Below are 19,443 nucleotides of genomic sequence, written 5' to 3'. Positions count from 1 at the left end.
ACCTCAAACTCAAGGGTGCGATGGTCCCAGATGCAGATTGGCCGACCAACGAATCTCATCTGACATTCTTCAGCAACGAGCAAAATGAGCATGGGCTGATTACTCAAATCCCTGTTGGCGTACATGACGTTACTGGAGCAATTCATGGCTTTGGAACGCCCGGTCAAAAAGCACCTGGATTGCTGGAGTTAGAACGTCTCGACGAAATATACAGTGAATTCTCGGGGGTAAAAGAAGCGGCTGCTTTTCTGGTAGAAGATGAATTAATGGGTGCACGCCTTATGGTCGCGGTGGTACCGTCAGAAGGCCTTCTCGTTGATGTGGAAGCCTTTTACGCCTACCTCGACGCATCACGCGTCAGCCTGACAATGATGCCACATAGAATTCTGTCACTCCGCGCATTGCCAATGACAGAAGGTGGTACTGTAGACCGACAGAAATTGACCAGACGCTCCCAGCCAAAACCGGTGGAAGCGGTTGCCTGAGAGGATGAATGGCCGATCATAGCCAACCATTAGAGACTGAAACGCACGATTCCAGTTGGGGCAAAATCCTGCTGATCGCACCGGTGCAAAATCATGTCTTTGATATGTTGGAGCCTTTGACCGTGCTATCTGATCGTCTGGTCGCAGTTCGAACAAGCGCACAGCTTGTCGACGAGCTACAGGGTGCAAACGTTCTTCCCATATGCATTCTTTTGCCATGGCAGGAAGATAATCCTTCTGAGCTTGATGAACTCACGCAAACCATTAGGCAATTCCGAAAAGGCCCCGGTGTCGAAGTTCCGCTTCTTATTATTACAAGTGACAGCGCACCAGTCCCGCTGGATTTAAAGCCAAGCGCAACTGTGAGTGATGCAATACCACCAGATGTTCTGCTGCCACGCATTGCCGGTTTGAGGCGTCTTGCTAACAGAGCTGAGGAAGCGCGCCTGCGCCGTGGCCTATTTGGTCCATTGCCAGAGTATAAGATCGAATTCGGCCCGCTAAAATCTGCGGGACTACTCGTTGCCGGGTTTGGCAAGCACTTTGGACGCACACAAGCTCTGTTGGATATGCCTGTAGAAATCGTCAGCGGTTTCTCCTCCGATATGACAGAGGATTATCTGACAGCGCGCCGATTTGAAGCTGTCTTGATCGACATGCCCGCATGGCAAGCTTGCGAAGAGATTGAGCGCCTGCGAGCTGATCCGCGCTATTTCAACTTGCCCATACTTGCCCATAGCGTTGACGAAGAATCCGCACACCTCCTCTATTCAGCAGGTGCAACTGATGTCCTGCTTGGTGAAGTCTCAGACAAAGCGCTCACGGGTCATATCATCAGCGCCTTACGGGCAGGCAGACGCCAGCGTTTGACCGATGCAATCCTGACTGTTTCCAGCCAATGGCTTGCACGTCAGGACAATGATGATTTCCTTTCCGAGCAAAAATACCTCAACTACTTGAAACTTTTGGAAGAATCTACGAAACGCCGTGGTGAGTCCATCTACGAACTCAATCTTCTTGAACTCATAGAACGTTTCACTGGCAGCAACCCCCAGGCATTCGCACAGCATCAAATGTACTGGAGCGGAACTGTCCTTTCCATAGCAATGGCCGTTTGCCGTGATGAAGACTTCGTTGCTAACATTGAAGGCCGTGGACCTGTCGCCGTTCTGCGCAGCAAAAAAGGCATGGAACAGCTCTCCAACCGCGTGCTCGTCATGGTACGCACCACAGGCTTGGGCAACGGATAAGCTCTTCCACCTCCTCACGAAACTGTGAGAGTTTTCATGGAAAACTATCGGATATTCCTGATAGATTGTAGAGCTAACGCGACAAACCCATAACTGAGAATACTGATGTCTACTACTGCCCCGATTGTCATTGATGTTATCTCCGATGTCATGTGCCCATGGTGCTTCATCGGCAAACGCCGACTGGAGAAAGCCTTGATGCTGCTGCCGGACAGCACCGTAAAAGTTCAATGGCACCCCTACCAACTTGATGCGACCCTTCCAAAAGAAGGTAAGGATCGCAAAAAATATCTGGAAGACAAGTTTGGCGGAGCTGAACGGGCAAAAGAGATCTACGCTCAGGTAAGCAATGCTGGTGCAGCAGAAGAAATTGACTTCAAGTTTGAGGCAATCACGAAATCCCCAAACACAATCGACAGCCACCGGCTGATCCGCTGGGCCCGTTCTGAAGGCATGCAGGACGCGATGGTCGAAGAGCTGTTCAAGCTTTATTTCACAGAAGGCGCTGACCTGACCGATAAACAAGTCCTGACCAACGCCGCCGAACGCGCAGGCCTCAACAGCAAGCTCGTTTCTGATCTATTGAACACGGATCAGGACGTAAAAGAAGTTGAAGCAGATGTGGTCCGTGCTCACGAAATTGGTGTAACAGGCGTTCCCTTTTTCATCATAGATGGCCGCTTTGCTGTGGCAGGAGCAGAAAACCCCGAAACACTCGCAGCAGCAATCCGCCACGCCGAGGAAACAAAAACTGGCGATTAAAAGAAGTAGCCGCGTCTTTATGTACTCAACGATCTTCTGAAGATAAATTCCAAGCGCAACAACAAAGCCGCATATTCAACTGCTGGATTTCAATAGTGGCTCTGTTTTGCTTGCAGGTATAATCTTTCATGCATGAGCCTTAGAACTTTCATCGCGCTGCTACTAACTCCCATTGCCATTTGGCTTGCAAGTATTGCAGCACTCTTTGTGATTAGTTCGAGCACTGACTGTTCATTTTCATCGAAAGGTATAAGCCCCTGCATCATTTATGGGATTGATATTGGGCACTCTTTGTATGATCTCGGTCTGATGGCGGCATGGGGTTTCCTAGCCGTCCCATATATGTGGGGTTATCTATTTGCAGGGTGGTTCATATTCAAAGTCGGAACCTTTTTGTACGGCATTTTCATCAGGATGTAGAAAGCAAAAAAGCCGGCCCAAATGGACCGGCTTTCTTAATTTCAAGCAAATGCTGAAGGTCTTATCCGCGCAGGATAGAACGACCAGCAAACACGCCCTGGAGGCCCAGTTCTTCTTCGATACGGATAAGCTGGTTGTACTTAGCCATACGGTCAGAACGGGACAAAGAACCAGTTTTGATCTGGCCACAGTTGAATGCAACTGCCAGATCAGCAATGGTGTTGTCTTCGGTTTCACCTGAACGGTGAGACATGACAGAAGTGTAGCTTGCACGGTGCGCCATATCGACAGCTTCCATGGTCTCAGTCAGAGAACCGATCTGGTTCACTTTCACGAGGATGGAGTTTGCAGTGTCGTTTTTGATGCCGCGAGCAAGACGCTCGGAGTTGGTCACGAACAGATCGTCACCTACCAGCTGACACTTGTTGCCGATCGCTTGGGTCAAAGACTTCCAGCCATCCCAATCTTCTTCAGCCATACCGTCTTCGATGGAGAATACTGGGTACTTGCTCACCAGATCTTCAAGGTAGCGAACCATTTCATCAGAACCAAGGATCTTGCCTTCGCCCTTCAGGTTATACTTGCCATCCTTGTAGAACTCAGTGGAAGCTGCATCAAATGCAAGCATCACATCGTCACCAGGAGTGTAACCAGCTTTCTCAATAGCGTTCAGCACGAAACCGATCGCTTCATCAGTAGAACCGATACCAGGAGCAAAACCGCCCTCATCACCCACATTGGTGTTGTGGCCAGCAGCGGAAAGACCTTTTTTGAGCGTATGGAAGATTTCACAACCCATGCGAACAGATTCACGCAGAGAGCTTGCGCCCACTGGCATGATCATGAATTCCTGGAAATCGATTGGATTGTCAGCATGCTCACCACCGTTGATGATGTTCATCATCGGAACTGGCAGCGTGCGTGCACCAAAACCGCCCACATAGCGGTAAAGTGGCATCGCAGCCGCTTCAGCAGCAGCTTTCGCAACAGCAAGAGAAACGCCCAAAATAGCGTTTGCACCAAGACGGCCTTTGTTTTCGGTACCGTCAAGTTCGATCATAGCACGGTCAACTTTGATCTGGTCTTCGGCGTCCATACCGCCGACAGCATCAAAGATCTCACCGTTTACAGCTTCTACAGCGTCCTCAACACCCTTGCCAAGGTAACGCTCACCGCCATCGCGGCGTTCAACAGCTTCAAATGCGCCAGTGGAGGCGCCGGACGGAACTGCAGCCCGACCGAAGGAGCCGTCTTCCAAAAGCACATCAACTTCAACAGTTGGGTTGCCGCGGCTGTCAAGGATTTCGCGACCAATAATGTCGATGATAGCAGTCATCTAAGAGTACTCCAATGTACTTGTAGAGTGTGGAATTTTGGCTCTAAGAGCTTTTACCCGAGGTACTGCCCCCAAGGAAGAGAAGAGACCGTACCCTTCTGTAAATCCTTGGGAATAAACGAATGTATTTTGTCGCACCTCTACGTAAAAACGCAGTATTTTGTCACTTTCCTTAGGTGCCGTGAAATATCTAAAGCGTAAAACTTCCGTTTTTCGCGATCCGGTCAAACTCTTGCAGCCACAGCAGCAAGTCTTTGAGTCGGTTTAGAGGGATCATATTCGGACCATCAGATGACGTGGTGTTGTCAGGATCGTCATGCGTCTCCACAAACAGGCCTGCAATGCCAACGGCAACAGCCGCACGTGCCAGTGTTGCAACAAACTCGCGCTGCCCACCAGATGTGCCACCAAGGCCGCCAGGCTGCTGTACAGAGTGAGTTGCATCAAACACCACAGGAGCACCCATGTCCGCCATAATCGGCAGAGCGCGCATGTCTGAAACAAGTGTGTTGTAGCCAAATGTTGCGCCACGCTCGCACAGCATCACATTGGAGTTGCCACTCTCAACCACTTTGGTCATGACGTTTTTCATGTCCCAGGGCGCGAGAAACTGCCCCTTCTTCACGTTCAATGCTCTGCCAGTTTTAGCAGCAGCAACAAGAAGGTCAGTTTGGCGGCACAGATAAGCTGGAATCTGCAAAATATCGCAAACTTCACTAACTGGCGCACAATGGTTTGGCTCATGCACATCCGTAATCACTGGCAAGCCGTAGGTTTCTTTGATTTCCGCAAAAACCTCCAGACCTTTGGCCATGCCCATACCGCGGCTGGCAGACAGACTAGTCCGGTTCGCCTTGTCGTAGCTCGCTTTGAAAACCAAACCTATATTCAGTTCTTCTGCAATTTCTTTGACAGCCTGAGCCATTTCCATGGCGTGTGCGCGACTCTCCATCTGGCATGGTCCAGCAATAAGAGAAAACGGCTTATCATTTGAAAAGACAGCGTTTCCAACTGAAACTTCTGAATTTGGTTGAGACACGAAGAGATCTCCTTAAAGGCGTGAATATAATCCAAAAGTTGATTAGGCGCTTTGGCTCCAAATTACAAGAGCAGGAACGATGCGATGCACTCCACAGAGACCTTTGACATACGCAGATCTTACAGCCAGTCCTCCAAGTCTGTGAACGCCAAAAAACTTGAGTTTCATGGGATAGCTGCAGTCATCACCTTGCTTGGTCCAATACATTTCTAACAACAGCACGCACTGCATAGAATGCATCTCATCTGTGAGTAGATGAGTGCAACGCCTCAACTTGGATGGCTACCTTTTCACTAGCCAAAGCCTGTGGTTCAAAACACATTCTTTGATGAGCATATTGAATTGAAGAGAGTGGCAACCGGCCAATCGATACGTTGCCGCCCACACTGAGCTTAAATGAAACATAACAGCGCCAACACAAAAGCGAACCATCAGAAACTGTGTAGCCAAGCGAAACATCCACCAGGCTAAAACAGCTTCATCCAATAACCATAGACATCTCGGCAGTCTTCCCCATAAGAACAATCAAACTCTTCGCATCTGTTGTTAAGGTAACTCCATAACTCTTTGCTATTTTGTCTCGCTCTTTTTCATAGGTATCCTGAAACCGCTCAACTTGCTTTTGGAGCGCGGCCACCTGAGCAATCTTCTTCTCAGCGGCATCATAACCTTTGTTCGCAGTATCTAAATGCTGGCGAAGTTTTTGATATTTTTCAACGCCAATGAGCTTTTTCTTGTCTCCACCAGCTTCAGCTTCCAAAGTTTTCATTCCCTTGGTGATTTGCTCCACCAAATTATGTGCATTGATATAGTCGTCCTGCGCTTTCGCAAGAGATTTGAGGGCTTTCTGACCTGTTTCAATATCAGCAGAAATTTTCTTTAGCTTCGGTTCATCCTCGACGAGTTTCATGTAGGCCTTTTCGACAGCCGCTTTATCATTCGTCAACTTGCCGTATTTAGCGACATCTTTAGCCGGGAGCTTATGTTTCTTTTCCATTTCTTTCTGGAAAGCAGACACACCGCTCAAGAACTCTTTGACATTCTTATATTTATTGAGAGCCTTTGGCTTTTATTCCTCCAACTGTTTTGCCATGACAGCACAAACGCAGCGAGAAACTACCTGATATCGACCCTGCGAAAAATTACGAGGTCTCACCTTGGTAAAAAATTCTTAGAGCAATTCGGAAAGATTAGCATAAACCATGCCTGATAAAACACTCACTTGAAACTGAAAAACCGGGAACTCTCGTCCCCGGCTTGAAATTCCAAAAACTTACAGGTGTTCTAGATGACCCAGGTATTGTCCGAGCCAATATAGCCATCTTTAAGCAAGCGGTCGACGATCTCATCAGCCAGAGCCTCAACAGTGCGCCCTGCAGTTTTCAAATGCAGTTCCGGAGCCTCAGGGGCTTCATAAGCGCTATCTATCCCGGTAAAATTGGAAATCTCACCTTTCCGGGCCTTGGCATAAAGTCCCTTAGGGTCACGTGTTTCACACTCTTCCAGAGTTGTATCGACAAAGATTTCAAAGAACTCATCCGTATCCAGCAAATCACGAGCAAGCTGACGTTCAGCCTTAAATGGCGAGATAAAGGAAACCAGTGTGATCAACCCTGCGTCCACAAAGAGCCTGGATGTCTCAGCAACTCGGCGGATGTTTTCAACGCGATCAGCATCGGTAAATCCAAGATCTTTATTCAGACCATGACGAACGTTATCGCCATCAAGCAGATAGGTATGCCGCCCAAGGCTCAGTAGCTTCTGTTCCACCGCATTCGCAATGGTCGACTTACCGGAGCCTGAAAGCCCTGTGAACCAGAGAACGGCAGGCTTCTGTCCTTTAAGACCACCACGCGCTTTCTTGTTCACATCCAGGGCTTGACGATGGACGTTAGTTGCCCGTCGCAGTCCAAACCAGATCAGACCAGCAGCAACAGTCTCATTCGTCATTCTGTCGATAAGAATAAAGCTGCCAGTATCCCGGTTTGCTTCATACGGGTCGAACGCAATTGCTTCAGAAAGCGCCAAATTACAGAACGCGATTTCATTAAGAGCCAGCTGCTTTGCCGCATGATGATCAAACGTGTTCACATCTACCTTGTGTTTGATCTCAGTAACACTTGCCCCGATGGTTTTAGTACCACACTTCAAAAGGTATGGACGCCCCGGCAGCATTGCATTTTCAGACATCCAGATCAGATGAGCGGCAAACTGGTCACTTACATCAGGTCGTGAGTGCGCTGGCGCCAGAACATCGCCACGAGAAATATCGATCTCATCAGCCAATGTCAGAGTAACCGATTGACCGTCATCAGCTCGCAGCTGATCACCATCCATGGTAACAATCTTTTCAACGCGACTGGTTTTGCCAGACTGGGCAACGACAACTTCATCACCCACATTGACAGATCCGCCACGAACAGTGCCGCTATATCCGCGAAAATCCAGATTTGGACGGTTCACCCACTGAACTGGAAAACGGAACGCTGCTTCGCTGTGCTCTTCACCAAGTTCAACATTTTCAAGGTGTTCAAGCAAAGTCGGACCGGTAAACCAACTAAGTTTCTCGCTACTGGTGGTTACATTGTCACCAAAACGCGCTGAAAGCGGAATGACTTCGCTACTGTCAAAATCAAAACCAGATGAAAAGCTCTCAAAATCCGCCTTGATTTCTTCAAACCGCTTTTGGTCATAGTCAACAAGGTCAATCTTGTTGACCGCCAGAACCACATGACGCACGCCCAACAAAGATGCGATAAATGCGTGCCGACGTGTCTGCGTTAGCAGTCCATTGCGCGCATCAACCAACAAAATTGCAAGATCTGCCGTTGACGCCCCGGTCGCCATGTTCCGCGTATACTGTTCATGCCCAGGTGTATCAGCAACAATAAACTTCCGTTTTTCAGTCGAGAAAAAGCGGTAAGCAACATCAATTGTGATCCCCTGCTCCCGCTCAGCCTCAAGGCCATCCACGAGCAACGCAAGATCAATTTCATCTGCAACAGTTCCGTGCTTGCGGCTATCTTTCTCAAGCGCTGCCAGCTGATCCTCAAAAATCAGCTTGGTGTCGTAGAGCAAGCGACCAATAAGCGTGGACTTTCCATCATCGACACTGCCGCAAGTCAAAAAACGCAGGAAACTTTTGGACTCTTGTGAGTTGATATAGGTGGACAGATCAAATGCTTCTGCCACTGGCGCGATCTTGTTCATTTAGAAATACCCCTCACGCTTCTTCTTTTCCATTGAGCCGGAGCTGTCATGATCAATCAGGCGACCACTACGTTCAGAAGTCCGGGCAATGAGCATCTCACTCACAATATCTTCAAGAGTATCAGCTGTGGATTCCACAGCCCCTGTCAGCGGATAACATCCAAGAGTTCTGAAACGAACATCCCGTTGCTCAACTTTCTCACCTGGTTCCAGACGAAAGCGATCATCATCCAACATCAACAAAGTGCCATCCCGCTCAACCACGGGTCGCTTGGCAGAGAAGTAGAGAGGTACAATTTCGATGCCTTCAGCCAGAATGTACTGCCAGATATCCAGCTCAGTCCAATTGGAGAGCGGGAATGCGCGAATAGATTCACCCTTGGCGATCCGACCGTTATAAAGTGACCACAGTTCCGGGCGCTGGTTCTTAGGATCCCAACCATGGCTCGCAGAACGGAACGAAAAAACGCGTTCTTTTGCGCGCGATTTTTCTTCATCACGCCGCGCACCACCGAAAGCTGCATCAAACTTGTATTGCGTAAGCGCTTCTTTCAGCGCTTCCGTTTTCATGATGTGCGTATAATTGGAGCTGCCGTGATCAAATGGATTGATGTTGTTTTTGACGCCCTCTTCGTTCGTGTGAACGATCAGATCCAGTCCATACTTATCTACCGTGTAATCACGGAAAGTGATCATCTCCTGAAACTTCCACGTGGTATCCACGTGCAGTAGAGGAAATGGTGGTTTGGAAGGATAGAAGGCTTTAAGAGCAAGGTGCAGCATCACCGCGCTGTCTTTACCAATGGAGTAAAGCATCACAGGGTTGTCAAACTCTGCCGCTACCTCGCGAATAATATGAATGCTCTCGTTTTCTAGTCGTCGCAAATGCGACTGGCTATCAATGCCCATCACGGTCTCCAAAGGACGTGTCGTTAAGTCTTGATCCAGAGTTTAACGGTTGAGCATTGATGCGCCGAAGCTTACCAACCCGACCTTAAGCCATAATGGGAAATAATTTTTTCGTCCGCGACTGCTAAAAAGCACGGATTTGCGAAAGGCTTGCCTTGAGGTGTTTTGAGCTTGCCGTATGCAAGTGGCGCTCCCCCCTCTACAACAACCACTCCCCCGGCAGCACAAAGGATCGCTTGCCCGGCAGCAGTATCCCACTCCATCGTTGGCTCCATGCGTGGATAAAAATCGGCTTTCCCTTCTGCCAGGCGGCAAAATTTCAAAGATGAACCTGCAGCAACAATCGATGAGTTCTCCAATCTTTCTAAAAGCGCATTGGTCCGTTCACTGCGATGCGATCGGCTTGCCAGAACCCGCAGTTCTTTAGAAAAAACCGTGCAACTCATCTCAGAAGCCTCTCCCGGCTCAAGTCCTTTGGCTTCTGCTCGGTAAGCACCTTGCCCAACGTCTCCCCAAAACAGCTCACCAGTCACAGGGGCAAAGATAACGCCTTTGGTAGGAGTTCCGTTTTCGATCAACGCTATATTGACTGTGAACTCGCCATTCCGGCTGATGAACTCTCGCGTACCATCCAGAGGATCCACAAGAATAAAGCGGGAACCGATTTCTGGCATAATTCCTGCTGCCATTGCTTCTTCAGCAATCACCGGTACATCTGGACAGAGAACAGACAGGTGATTGAGGATAATTTCTTCAGCTTGCTGGTCTGCAATTGTGACCGGAGAACCATCTCCTTTGGTCACCGACTGAAAGCCTTCTTCATAAATCCCCAGAATTCGTTGCCCTGCTTCCAGCGCCGCAAGCTTAAAACCTTCAATCACAATTACACCCTTGATAGCTTTCTGTTCATCTTGGAGTAACTTTTAAAACAGCATGTTCTGGAGAAACAAGAGAGCTTCACAATTTCGCGATAATTGACTGCGAATGAACATCTCTAAAGAATGAGTAATTCAAATTTCGGGCAATCGAAGCATTATGTCCTAGGACAAATTCATTTGGTACCATTGACGAGCCTAATTCGCTGCAGATAAGTGCTAAGAAAATGACTGTTTCGATCTCCTTGACCTAAGGAATTCAAATATATGACACGTGCGATACGAAAAGCTGTTCTCCCGGTTGCAGGTCTGGGCACCCGCTTCCTTCCTGCAACAAAAGCCGTTCCAAAAGAAATGCTGACCATTCTGGATCGGCCTATCATCCAATACGTGGTTGATGAAGCTCGCGCTGCCGGGATTGAGCACATCGTATTTGTAACAGGCAGAAACAAGCAGGTGATCGAAGATCACTTCGATATTGCTTACGAGCTGGAAGAAACTCTGCGTCGCAGAAACAAAGACCATGCGTTGGAACTTCTTGAAAAGATCCGCCCTTCCGCAGGTACAACCAGTTTCACCCGTCAGCAGGAACCTCTCGGCCTGGGGCATGCGATCTGGTGTGCACGCGACATCATCGGCAATGAACCTTTCGCTATTTTGCTGCCAGACATGCTGATGAAAGCGCCAAAAGGCTGCCTCTCACAAATGGTAGAGGCCTATGAGAACCATGGCGGCAACATCATCTCAGTTGAGGAAGTGCCGTGGGATCAAACACACAAATACGGCATTATCGAGCGGGATGCTCCACGCACTGACGACACCTTCTCCATCACCGGCATGGTTGAAAAGCCAGCAGAAGGAACCGCGCCATCAAACCTTTACATCAATGGCCGCTATATCCTGCAGCCAGAGATTTTTGGACTTCTCGAAAACCAGAGCACCGGTGCTGGTGGTGAAATCCAGCTCACCGATGCCATGCTCACACTGATGGGCCAGCAGGACTTCCACGGCGTCGAATTCCGTGGAGAAACATACGACTGTGGTTCTCGCTCAGGGTTCTTGTCGGCAAATGTCGCTTATGCATTGGATGATTCGGAGCTGGCTGCTCAGCTACGCCCAATGCTAGACAAGCTTCTTGTAAAAACCAGCTGAGTATCGGGAAACGTGAAATGGAAAAAGTACTTGTAACAGGCACTGCCGGCTTTATCGGCAACGCTGTAGCCCTCCGTCTGTTACAAGATGGCTATCATGTCATCGGCCTGGATTGTGTCACAGACTACTATGATGTGACGCTGAAGGAAGAGCGACTGAAACGCCTCACATCCTCTAACCATTTCACAGAAGAGCGGATCAGGCTTGAAGATGCCGAAGCTGTCATGCGCATCTTCAAGCAACATGCACCGACAAAGGTCATTCACCTTGCTGCTCAGGCAGGCGTGCGTTACTCGCTGGAAAGCCCTCAATCTTACGTCGATGCAAACGTCACTGGCTTTTTATCTATACTGGAAGGTGCTCGCGCGCATGATGTAAAGCACCTGGTCTATGCTTCCACCAGCTCTGTCTACGGGCTCGATGAAACGATGCCGTTGTCGACACATCGCGGTGGCAATCATCCGGTTTCATTTTATGCTGCGACCAAAAAAGCCAACGAGGCTATGGCCCATTCCTACGCCCACCTCTTTGACATCCCTTGCACAGGTCTACGGTTCTTCACCGTTTACGGTCCTTGGGGACGTCCGGATATGGCTCTGTTCAAATTCACCAAAGCCATATTGGAGGGTAAACCTGTCCCGCTGTTCAACCACGGCAATATGATCCGTGATTTCACATACGTGGATGATATTGTGGAAGGTATTGTGCGGGTTGCAAACCTTCCGCCAAAACGTACGGATGATTGGGATGGAAAAGCAGCTGATCCAGCGACCTCCAGCGCACCGTATCAGGTCTTCAACATCGGCAACAGCGATCCAGTCCAACTAATGGACTACCTTGCCGCCATCGAAGACGCGCTGGGCATGACCGCAATGAAAGAGTTCTTACCATTCCAGCCCGGGGACGTTGCAGCCACCTTTGCTGATGTTACAGATCTGATTGAGACAACGGGCTTCAAACCGCAAACCTCCGTAAAGGCAGGGGTTGCAAACTTCGTCAAATGGTATCGGGATTACTACAATGTGTAGGACATCCCAAGGTGCCATTTTATGGAAGAAATCGTCTCAGTTGTCGGGCTTGGCTATGTAGGTTTGCCCGTTGCTTGTGCGCTGGCGCATGCAGGTATCAAAACCATTGGTTACGATATAGATCGTCACCGGGTCCAAGAACTTCTCGAGGGAAATGACAGAACTGCCTCTGTCAGCAAGACGGCTCTTTCTTCCAAAAACCTGACGCTCACGTATTCCGCGCCTGATATCAGACAGGCGCGGATCCACATCGTTGCAGTCCCCACGCCAATAAACATCTCCAAACGCCCTGATCTCGGCCCAATCAAAAAAGCCTCAAAAATCGTTGGGGCCTTCATGAAGCCCAACGACATCGTAGTGTTTGAATCTACAGTTTATCCCGGCGCCACCGAAGAGATCGCGATCCCCCTTTTGCAACGAGAGTCCGGCCTGCGATTTCAGAAGGATTTCCAGATTGGATACTCGCCTGAGCGAATTAATCCCGGCGACAAAAAGCACACGCTTTCTAATCTGCTCAAAATCGTTTCAGCCAGTTCAGAGGATGCACTTGAAACACTGGCCGAGCTATACGGAAAGATTGTCAAAGCAGGTGTTTACAAAGCCTCATCCATTAAAGTCGCTGAAGCTGCAAAGGTCATTGAAAATACACAGCGTGATTTGAATATAGCGCTTATGAATGAGCTCTCCATGCTGTTTCATGCCATGGATATCGATACTCGTGATGTTCTGGAAGGTGCTTCAACCAAATGGAACTTCCTGCCATTTCATCCCGGTTTGGTCGGCGGACACTGTATCGGCGTTGACCCTTACTACCTGACAGATAAAGCACATCAGCTTGGCTTCTCCCCTCAGGTTATCCTTGCAGGACGAGGAACCAATGAAAGTATGAGCAAGTTCATTGCAACAGAAGTCATTCAAGGCTGCGTAAAACTTGCACGCCCTATGCCACCTCGCATTGCCATTTTAGGCATCACATACAAGGCAGACGTGCCTGACACGCGAAATTCCAAAGTAATCGACTTGATTAGAGAGTTGGAACGCTTCGGTGCCCATATCTACGCTGTCGACCCTTTAGCCGATCCGGAACACACGAAAGAGCACTTTGGCGTCGAACTCTACCAGGAAACTCCACCGGGTGACTGTGATGCAGTTATTCTGGCAGTTCCCCATCATGCATTCTTCGAAAACGAAGAACCTTGGCATGTGATGGAACGGTACTTAAGTGCAGAAAAAGTCTTTGTCGCCGATCTTCATGGTCTTTTGGAAAGGGAGAAGACACCAGAGCATGTGCTTCTATGGCGCCTATAGAAAAGGCTTGGGCATTCACACGCCCAAGCCTTCGTAGTTTTTATGTTCACTGAACCCTATGACCAAACATAAGGCTCCATGTCACCACGTGCCCAGTCTTCTTTGGTCTGCTGGCGGAACTCTTCAAATCGACCTTCATCAATCGCATCACGGATGCCCTGCATCAGGTACTGGTAATAAGCAAGGTTGTTCCAGGTCAACAGCATCGCAGCCAGACCTTCATTCACGCGCACCAGATGGTGTAGGTAAGCGCGGGAGTATTTGGAAGTTGCTTCACAGTTGGATTGCTCATCCAACGGGCGCGGGTCTTCAGAATGGCGCGCATTCTTCAGGTTTACCTTACCAAATCGGGTATAGGCCAATCCATGACGGCCAGCACGGGTTGGCATCACACAGTCAAACTGATCAATACCACGCGCGACACTTTCCAGAATATCTTCTGGTGTGCCAACACCCATCAGATAACGCGGTCTGTCCTTCGGCATTGCTGGCGTCGTGATCTCCAGCATCTTCAGCATGACAGCCTGAGGCTCACCAACGGCCAGACCACCAACGGAATAACCTTCCATCGGAAGCTCACCAAGCCGCTGAGCAGATTCAACGCGCAGATCCGGCACATCCCCGCCCTGAACAATACCGTAAAGGCCCTGCCCTTTTTCTGGGCCGCCCATCTTCTCAAACTGAGCACGGGAGCGTTCAGCCCAACGCAAAGACAATTGCATGGCGCGCTCAACTTCATCCCGCTCAGCAGGAAGAGCAATACACTCATCAAGCTGCATCTGGATATCAGAACCAAGCAGGCCCTGAATTTCAACAGAGCGCTCCGGGCTCATGAAATGCTTTGACCCATCATGATGAGACGAGAAGGTTACGCCTTCTTCTGTCATCTTGCGAAGACCAGACAAGGACATTACCTGGAACCCACCAGAGTCTGTCAGGATCGTGTGATCCCATCCCATAAATTTGTGCAGGCCACCAAGTTTGGCAATCCGCTCAGCAGTCGGGCGCAGCATCAAATGGTATGTGTTACCGAGAACAACATCCGCCCCCAGATCACGTACTTGCTGCGGATACATAGCCTTTACAGTCGCCTGTGTACCAACCGGCATAAACGCAGGCGTACGAACCTTGCCGTGCGGCGTTGTAATTTCACCGCGGCGCGCCATGCCATCTGTTTTCAGCAGCTTGAAGGAAAACGGCTTGGTGCCCTGCTGTGTTTCACGAGATGTTTCGGTCATTTGGAAGCCTTCTTGAACAGCAGCGAGCTGTCTCCATAACTATAAAAACGGTAGCCAGTGCTGATCGCATGCTCATAAGCAACGCGCATTTCGTCCATACCACTCAGCGCACTCACAAGCATAAACAGCGTTGAGCGCGGTAAATGGAAGTTGGTCATCAGCGCATCAATGGCTTTGAACTGATAGCCTGGCGTAATAAAAATGTCGGTGCTCTGAGAAATCGGGTTAATCACGCCATCTTCAGAAACTGAGCTCTCAAGAATGCGCAGTGAAGTTGTACCAACAGAAACAATCTTGTTGCCACGGGCACGAACAGCGTTGAGCGCCGCAGCTGTCACACCGCTTATCTCGCCATACTCAAAGTGCATTTTATGGTCTTCAGTCTTGTCGGCCTTGACTGGCAAAAACGTGCCAGCGCCCACATGAAGCGTCACAAAGTGCTTCTCAACACCGCGCTCTTCAAGGGCAGCAAACAACTGATCTGTAAAATGCAAGCCAGCAGTTGGTGCAGCAACAGCACCCTCATACTTTGCGTAGATGGTTTGATAATCTTTGCGGTCCTGATCGTCTTCTGCACGTTTGGCTGCAATGTATGGCGGCAACGGGATGTGCCCCACCTGCGCAATCGCAGCATCCAACTCACCGGCAGAACGGTCAAACTCAAACAGAATGTCACCGGCCTCGGATTTCACAGTCACAACAGCAGAAAACTCTGCAGTATCTTTGCTTTCCTCATCAAAAGCAAAACGAACAGTATCGCCAACTTTCAGTTTCTTGGCTGGACGAACAAAGGCACGCCATTCCTTCGCGCTGGCACGCTGGTGCAATGTCACACCAACTTTTGCCGTCACGCCATCACGCGAGCGGAAGCCAAGCAGCTGTGCCGGAATAACTTTTGTATCATTAAAGACGAGCGCATCACCCGGCTCCAAAAGATCAGGCAGAGACAGCACCTGATCATCTGTCAGCAGTTGCTCACCATCAGGACGCACCACCAACATCCGTGAACTATCACGCGGAACTGCCGGGCGGAGCGCAATGTTTTCCGGTGGCAGATCAAAATCAAAATCATCAACCAGCATAGGGTATCCAGTTTTACAAAACAGCAAATCAGCGCCGCACAGTATGTGGTCGCCATCTCCGTGCTGTCTTATTGGAATTATTGCCAAATCCGTTTGTATTCTGCAGGCCTTGCTGTCACCTGTCCCGCAGTCAAACGATTGAAGCCAGAGGGAGATACCTCCTGACGCGATTTAGGTCAACCTGTTTAGAAGAGCGCTGCGTCCATTTGCATAGCCCCAACAAAAAGGCCCGGCGAAATGCCGAGCCTTTTATAATTCGCAGTGCGTTCGCTATTAAGCGTCCGCAGCCACCTTCAAAGATACGATCTTATCTGGGTTGGAAACAGGCTCACCACGTTTGATCTTGTCAACGTTGTCCATACCTTCAACAACCTGCCCCCATGCGGTGTACTGACCGTCGAGCCAGGATGCATCGCCGAAGCAGATGAAGAACTGGCTGTCGCCGGAGTTCGGATCCATAGAACGAGCCATCGAGCATGTGCCGCGAACGTGTTTCGCATCGTTGAACTCAGCTTTCAGCTTCTTGCCGGAGCCGCCAGTACCTGTGCCCTGAGGGCAGCCGGTCTGAGCCATGAAGCCGTCAATCACACGGTGGAACACGATGCCGTCATAAAAGCCTTCACGTGCGAGCTCTTTAATACGAGCAACGTGGTTAGGTGCCAGGTCAGGACGCAGTTCAATAACAACGTTACCCTGAGTGGTTTCCAGCAGCAGTGTGTTTTCTGGATCTTTGATATCAGCCACGGGACTGTCCTTTATCTTAGAATAAGTCTGAGTGCAGACATAGCCTCTACTTGGCGTCTGCCGCAACCTGCATTTTGATGATCTTATCAGGGTTACGAACAGGTTCGCCGCGTTTGATCTTGTCTACAGCGTCCATTCCGGAAACCACTTCACCAAATACAGTGTACTGACCATCAAGCCAGGACCCATCATTGAACATGATGAAAAACTGAGAGTTCGCGCTGTTTGGGCTGCGGGAACGTGCCATGCCAAGAGTACCGCGCTTGAACGGAGCCTTGGAGAACTCAGCCTTCAGGTCAGGCATTTCAGAGCCGCCCATGCCTGTGCCGGTTGGGTCGCCAGTCTGCGCCATGAAACCGTCAATCACACGATGGAATAGGATGCCATCATAAAAGCCTTCACGTGTAAGCTGTTTAATACGCTTCACATGCTCAGGTGCAAGATCAGGACGCAGCGCAATTTCAACGCGTCCGTCTTTTAGGTCCAGATAAATCGTGTTTTCAAGATCTTTCGCGCTGGCGGTGAATGGCATCATAAATGCGCCCACAACCATCGCACATGCTGTCAGGATACGTAGCAAGATTTCTGTCCTTGTCTTAGCCAAGGCGTACCTCCCAAACTCCCAATTGGCTTTCGAAAAGAGATACGCACACAAAACAAAATTTAGCGGGTGTTATGTGATTGCACATAAACGCGACGCGCTAAAAAAGTCTAACCCTATCAAATAGGCAGTCTTTTCTGTTGCGTTGTTTTTAAGCAATCTCAAAGCGCTTTTTAAGCGCAGCCTCAACACACTTGGGGACAAACGAACTGTAATCTCCCCCCATCTTTGCAATCTGGCGCACCAGTGTAGCCGTAATGGGGCGCATCACTGGTGAGCTTGGAAAAAATACGGTCTTGATGTCAGGTGCCATCGCCCCATTCATTCCAGCCATCTGCATTTCATAATTGAGATCAGTCGAGTCTCGAAGTCCGCGCACCAGAATATTAGAGCCATGCTCTCGCGCCGCATCCACTACCAGCCCAGTAAAGGAGACGGTACGAATACGAGCAGCATTTTCTGCACCAAACTGCTCTTCACAAGCAAGGCGGATCAACTCCACACGTTTTTCAAAGGAAAACAACGGAGCCTTGGAAGCCTGAATACCAATAGCTACAATCACTTCATCAGCCAAAACCAATGATTGTTCCAGAATGTCCAGATGGCCGTGTGTCATAGGATCAAAAGACCCCGGATAAAGTGCAATGCGCTTCATATAATCTCTCGCGTCACAAATGCCTCTCCCCATAAGCATCATAAATGACACTTACCTTTTGGGCTTTGGCGAGATTGAACTCATTTTACCCATGCGTTTCAAGCTATTTCTGACAATTAGGCCAGACCATTTAGGACAGATCATGCAGAATTGGATCGATAGTTGGATCTACCCAAGACGTGCTTCTAGAAAAGCACAATGAAAGTCGCAAAATCCATATCACTCACAAAAGTGCAATTCCCTCTCTCAGAATGAAATAACCAGAAACAAAAAAGGCGGAGCACATGCCCCGCCTTTTTTCTAGAATCTACATCACTTACTCAGTGCTTGGCGCTTCACCACCGTCACCCTCAGGTGTCGGAGCAGCGCTCTCTGCGTCTGCTCCTTCGGTGTCTGCACCGGTCTCGACGGCGCCTTCTACGTCAGCGTTTTCATCGTCGTCAGCTTCGCTAATGCGCTCCACTGCAACAACTTGCTCTTCAGCAGAGGTATTGAACACAGTCACACCTTGTGTCGAACGACCTGCAATGCGGATGCCGTTAACCGGGCAACGGATCAGCTGTCCACCATCGGTCACCAGCATAATCTCGTCACTGTCCTCACTACGGAAAGACGCAACCAGGCGGCCATTACGATCATTCACCGTCATCGCCGCGATACCCTTACCGCCACGACCGGTAGTGCGGTACTCGTACGAGCTTGTGCGCTTGCCATAACCCTTTTCAGAAACAGTAAGAATGACTTCTTCACTCTCGTCCATCTCTTTAAAGCGTTCTTCGGAGATGCCCGCGTCCTCAAAGGACACATTATCTTCTGCTTCCTCACCGCGCATAGCACGGGAAAGCTTCAGATAAGCCGTCCGCTCTTCTGAATCGCACTCAAAGTGACCAAGGATCGTCATAGAGATGACGTGATCACTCTCAGCAAGGTTGATCCCACGAACACCAACGGAGTTACGGCCAGAGAACACACGAACATCCGTTGCCGGGAAGCGAATACACATACCCGACGAGGTCGTCAGCAGAACATCATCATCTTCCGTCGAAGTCATAACGTTGACGATGCCATCGCCCTCTTCCAACTTCATGGCGATCTTGCCGTTTTTGTTGATCTGAGCGAAGTCTGAAAGCTTGTTCCGGCGGATGGTTCCACGCTTGGTCGCAAACATCACGTCCAGCTCTGCCCACGTTTCCTCGTTCTCAGGAAGCGGCAAAATAGATGTGATGCGTTCACCCTGCTCCAGAGGAAGCATATTGACCAAAGCATTACCACGTGCCTGAGGGCTGGCCAGAGGCAAACGCCAGACTTTCATCTTGTAAGCAATACCGCGAGAAGAGAAGAACAGAACC

The 19,443-nt window shown here is 49.6% G+C and carries 17 protein-coding genes and 1 pseudogene; 6 read left to right on the top strand and 12 right to left on the bottom strand.

Annotated elements, in window-relative coordinates; all coding sequences use genetic code 11:
* From PPL9_RS30785 to PPL9_RS30775, 3 genes and pseudogenes are all read left to right on the top strand, one after another.
* Positions 1 to 485: pseudogene (locus tag PPL9_RS30785) on the top strand (acid--CoA ligase); the annotation flags it as partial.
* 8 nt (positions 486 to 493) lie between these two features.
* Entirely contained in the window at positions 494 to 1,735 is a 1,242-nt protein-coding gene (locus PPL9_RS30780) for a hypothetical protein (protein ID WP_057466284.1), read from the top strand.
* Between the two features lie 105 nt (positions 1,736 to 1,840).
* The gene (locus PPL9_RS30775) at positions 1,841 to 2,497 is read left to right on the top strand and encodes a DsbA family oxidoreductase (RefSeq protein ID WP_057466283.1); all 657 of its coding nucleotides are present in this window, start codon (positions 1,841 to 1,843) and stop codon (positions 2,495 to 2,497) included.
* Between the two features lie 481 nt (positions 2,498 to 2,978).
* Here the strand turns inward: PPL9_RS30775 and eno are convergent, their stop codons facing one another.
* From eno to cysQ, 6 genes are all read right to left on the bottom strand, one after another.
* Positions 2,979 to 4,253, bottom strand: coding sequence for a phosphopyruvate hydratase (eno, locus tag PPL9_RS30765; protein WP_057466281.1), 1,275 nt, complete (start codon positions 4,251 to 4,253; stop codon positions 2,979 to 2,981).
* Positions 4,254 to 4,443: 190 nt separating this feature from the next.
* Complete coding sequence (gene kdsA / locus PPL9_RS30760) at positions 4,444 to 5,292, bottom strand: 3-deoxy-8-phosphooctulonate synthase (protein ID WP_057466280.1); 849 nt, start codon at positions 5,290 to 5,292, stop codon at positions 4,444 to 4,446.
* Between the two features lie 478 nt (positions 5,293 to 5,770).
* A complete protein-coding gene (locus PPL9_RS30750; RefSeq protein WP_208989741.1) occupies positions 5,771 to 6,289 on the bottom strand; it encodes a hypothetical protein in 519 nt (172 codons plus the stop codon).
* A gap of 287 nt (positions 6,290 to 6,576) precedes the next feature.
* A complete protein-coding gene (cysN, locus tag PPL9_RS30745) occupies positions 6,577 to 8,502 on the bottom strand; it encodes a sulfate adenylyltransferase subunit CysN (RefSeq protein ID WP_057466277.1) in 1,926 nt (641 codons plus the stop codon).
* Positions 8,503 to 9,411, bottom strand: a complete 909-nt coding sequence (cysD, locus tag PPL9_RS30740) for a sulfate adenylyltransferase subunit CysD (protein ID WP_057466276.1) — start codon at positions 9,409 to 9,411, stop codon at positions 8,503 to 8,505.
* Between the two features lie 71 nt (positions 9,412 to 9,482).
* A complete protein-coding gene (gene cysQ, locus PPL9_RS30735; RefSeq protein WP_057466275.1) occupies positions 9,483 to 10,292 on the bottom strand; it encodes a 3'(2'),5'-bisphosphate nucleotidase CysQ in 810 nt (269 codons plus the stop codon).
* A 261-nt stretch (positions 10,293 to 10,553) separates the two neighbouring features.
* Here cysQ and galU point away from each other — a divergent pair, with 261 nt between their 5' ends.
* Genes galU through PPL9_RS30720 form a run of 3 tightly spaced genes read left to right on the top strand, consistent with a single transcriptional unit; the run spans position 10,554 to position 13,774 of the window.
* The gene (galU, locus tag PPL9_RS30730) at positions 10,554 to 11,438 is read left to right on the top strand and encodes a UTP--glucose-1-phosphate uridylyltransferase GalU (protein WP_057466274.1); all 885 of its coding nucleotides are present in this window, start codon (positions 10,554 to 10,556) and stop codon (positions 11,436 to 11,438) included.
* Positions 11,439 to 11,455: 17 nt separating this feature from the next.
* On the top strand, positions 11,456 to 12,466 hold the full coding sequence (locus PPL9_RS30725) for an NAD-dependent epimerase (RefSeq protein WP_057466273.1): 1,011 nt from the start codon (positions 11,456 to 11,458) through the stop codon (positions 12,464 to 12,466).
* Between the two features lie 21 nt (positions 12,467 to 12,487).
* Positions 12,488 to 13,774, top strand: coding sequence for a nucleotide sugar dehydrogenase (locus tag PPL9_RS30720; protein ID WP_057466272.1), 1,287 nt, complete (start codon positions 12,488 to 12,490; stop codon positions 13,772 to 13,774).
* Positions 13,775 to 13,830: 56 nt separating this feature from the next.
* Here PPL9_RS30720 and tgt read toward each other — a convergent pair whose 3' ends face one another.
* The 6 genes from tgt to PPL9_RS34640 form a co-directional block, all read right to left on the bottom strand.
* A complete protein-coding gene (tgt, locus tag PPL9_RS30715; protein ID WP_057466271.1) occupies positions 13,831 to 15,012 on the bottom strand; it encodes a tRNA guanosine(34) transglycosylase Tgt in 1,182 nt (393 codons plus the stop codon).
* Complete coding sequence (gene queA / locus PPL9_RS30710) at positions 15,009 to 16,094, bottom strand: tRNA preQ1(34) S-adenosylmethionine ribosyltransferase-isomerase QueA (protein ID WP_057466270.1); 1,086 nt, start codon at positions 16,092 to 16,094, stop codon at positions 15,009 to 15,011. The genes tgt and queA overlap by 4 nt, the downstream gene beginning before the upstream one ends.
* Positions 16,095 to 16,367: 273 nt before the next feature.
* A complete protein-coding gene (locus PPL9_RS30705; RefSeq protein ID WP_093521872.1) occupies positions 16,368 to 16,829 on the bottom strand; it encodes a peptidylprolyl isomerase in 462 nt (153 codons plus the stop codon).
* A gap of 55 nt (positions 16,830 to 16,884) precedes the next feature.
* Positions 16,885 to 17,391, bottom strand: coding sequence for a peptidylprolyl isomerase (locus tag PPL9_RS30700; protein WP_057466312.1), 507 nt, complete (start codon positions 17,389 to 17,391; stop codon positions 16,885 to 16,887).
* Positions 17,392 to 17,590: 199 nt separating this feature from the next.
* On the bottom strand, positions 17,591 to 18,094 hold the full coding sequence (gene coaD, locus PPL9_RS30695) for a pantetheine-phosphate adenylyltransferase (RefSeq protein ID WP_057466268.1): 504 nt from the start codon (positions 18,092 to 18,094) through the stop codon (positions 17,591 to 17,593).
* Between the two features lie 316 nt (positions 18,095 to 18,410).
* On the bottom strand, positions 18,411 to 19,443 hold a 1,033-nt coding region (locus tag PPL9_RS34640; protein ID WP_280139097.1), incomplete at its 5' end, for a DNA gyrase C-terminal beta-propeller domain-containing protein.

It is taken from the genome of Pseudovibrio sp. POLY-S9 (assembly GCF_001431305.1).
Classification (GTDB): Bacteria; Pseudomonadota; Alphaproteobacteria; order Rhizobiales; family Stappiaceae; genus Pseudovibrio.
This window is presented reverse-complemented; position numbering and strand designations above follow the sequence as displayed.

What these genes read in the sequence shown, in the direction of transcription:
- cysN (WP_057466277.1), bottom strand. Translation starts at nt 8,502, where the DNA reads ATGAACAAGATCGCGCCAGTGGCAGAAGCATTTGATCTGTCCACCTAT.
- tgt (WP_057466271.1), bottom strand. Translation starts at nt 15,012, where the DNA reads ATGACCGAAACATCTCGTGAAACACAGCAGGGCACCAAGCCGTTTTCC.
- PPL9_RS30725 (WP_057466273.1), top strand. Translation starts at nt 11,456, where the DNA reads ATGGAAAAAGTACTTGTAACAGGCACTGCCGGCTTTATCGGCAACGCT.
- PPL9_RS30780 (WP_057466284.1), top strand. Translation starts at nt 494, where the DNA reads ATGGCCGATCATAGCCAACCATTAGAGACTGAAACGCACGATTCCAGT.
- coaD (WP_057466268.1), bottom strand. Translation starts at nt 18,094, where the DNA reads ATGAAGCGCATTGCACTTTATCCGGGGTCTTTTGATCCTATGACACAC.
- PPL9_RS30775 (WP_057466283.1), top strand. Translation starts at nt 1,841, where the DNA reads ATGTCTACTACTGCCCCGATTGTCATTGATGTTATCTCCGATGTCATG.
- PPL9_RS30720 (WP_057466272.1), top strand. Translation starts at nt 12,488, where the DNA reads ATGGAAGAAATCGTCTCAGTTGTCGGGCTTGGCTATGTAGGTTTGCCC.
- PPL9_RS30700 (WP_057466312.1), bottom strand. Translation starts at nt 17,391, where the DNA reads ATGGTTGTGGGCGCATTTATGATGCCATTCACCGCCAGCGCGAAAGAT.
- galU (WP_057466274.1), top strand. Translation starts at nt 10,554, where the DNA reads ATGACACGTGCGATACGAAAAGCTGTTCTCCCGGTTGCAGGTCTGGGC.
- queA (WP_057466270.1), bottom strand. Translation starts at nt 16,094, where the DNA reads ATGCTGGTTGATGATTTTGATTTTGATCTGCCACCGGAAAACATTGCG.
- eno (WP_057466281.1), bottom strand. Translation starts at nt 4,253, where the DNA reads ATGACTGCTATCATCGACATTATTGGTCGCGAAATCCTTGACAGCCGC.
- PPL9_RS30750 (WP_208989741.1), bottom strand. Translation starts at nt 6,289, where the DNA reads ATGGAAAAGAAACATAAGCTCCCGGCTAAAGATGTCGCTAAATACGGC.
- cysD (WP_057466276.1), bottom strand. Translation starts at nt 9,411, where the DNA reads ATGGGCATTGATAGCCAGTCGCATTTGCGACGACTAGAAAACGAGAGC.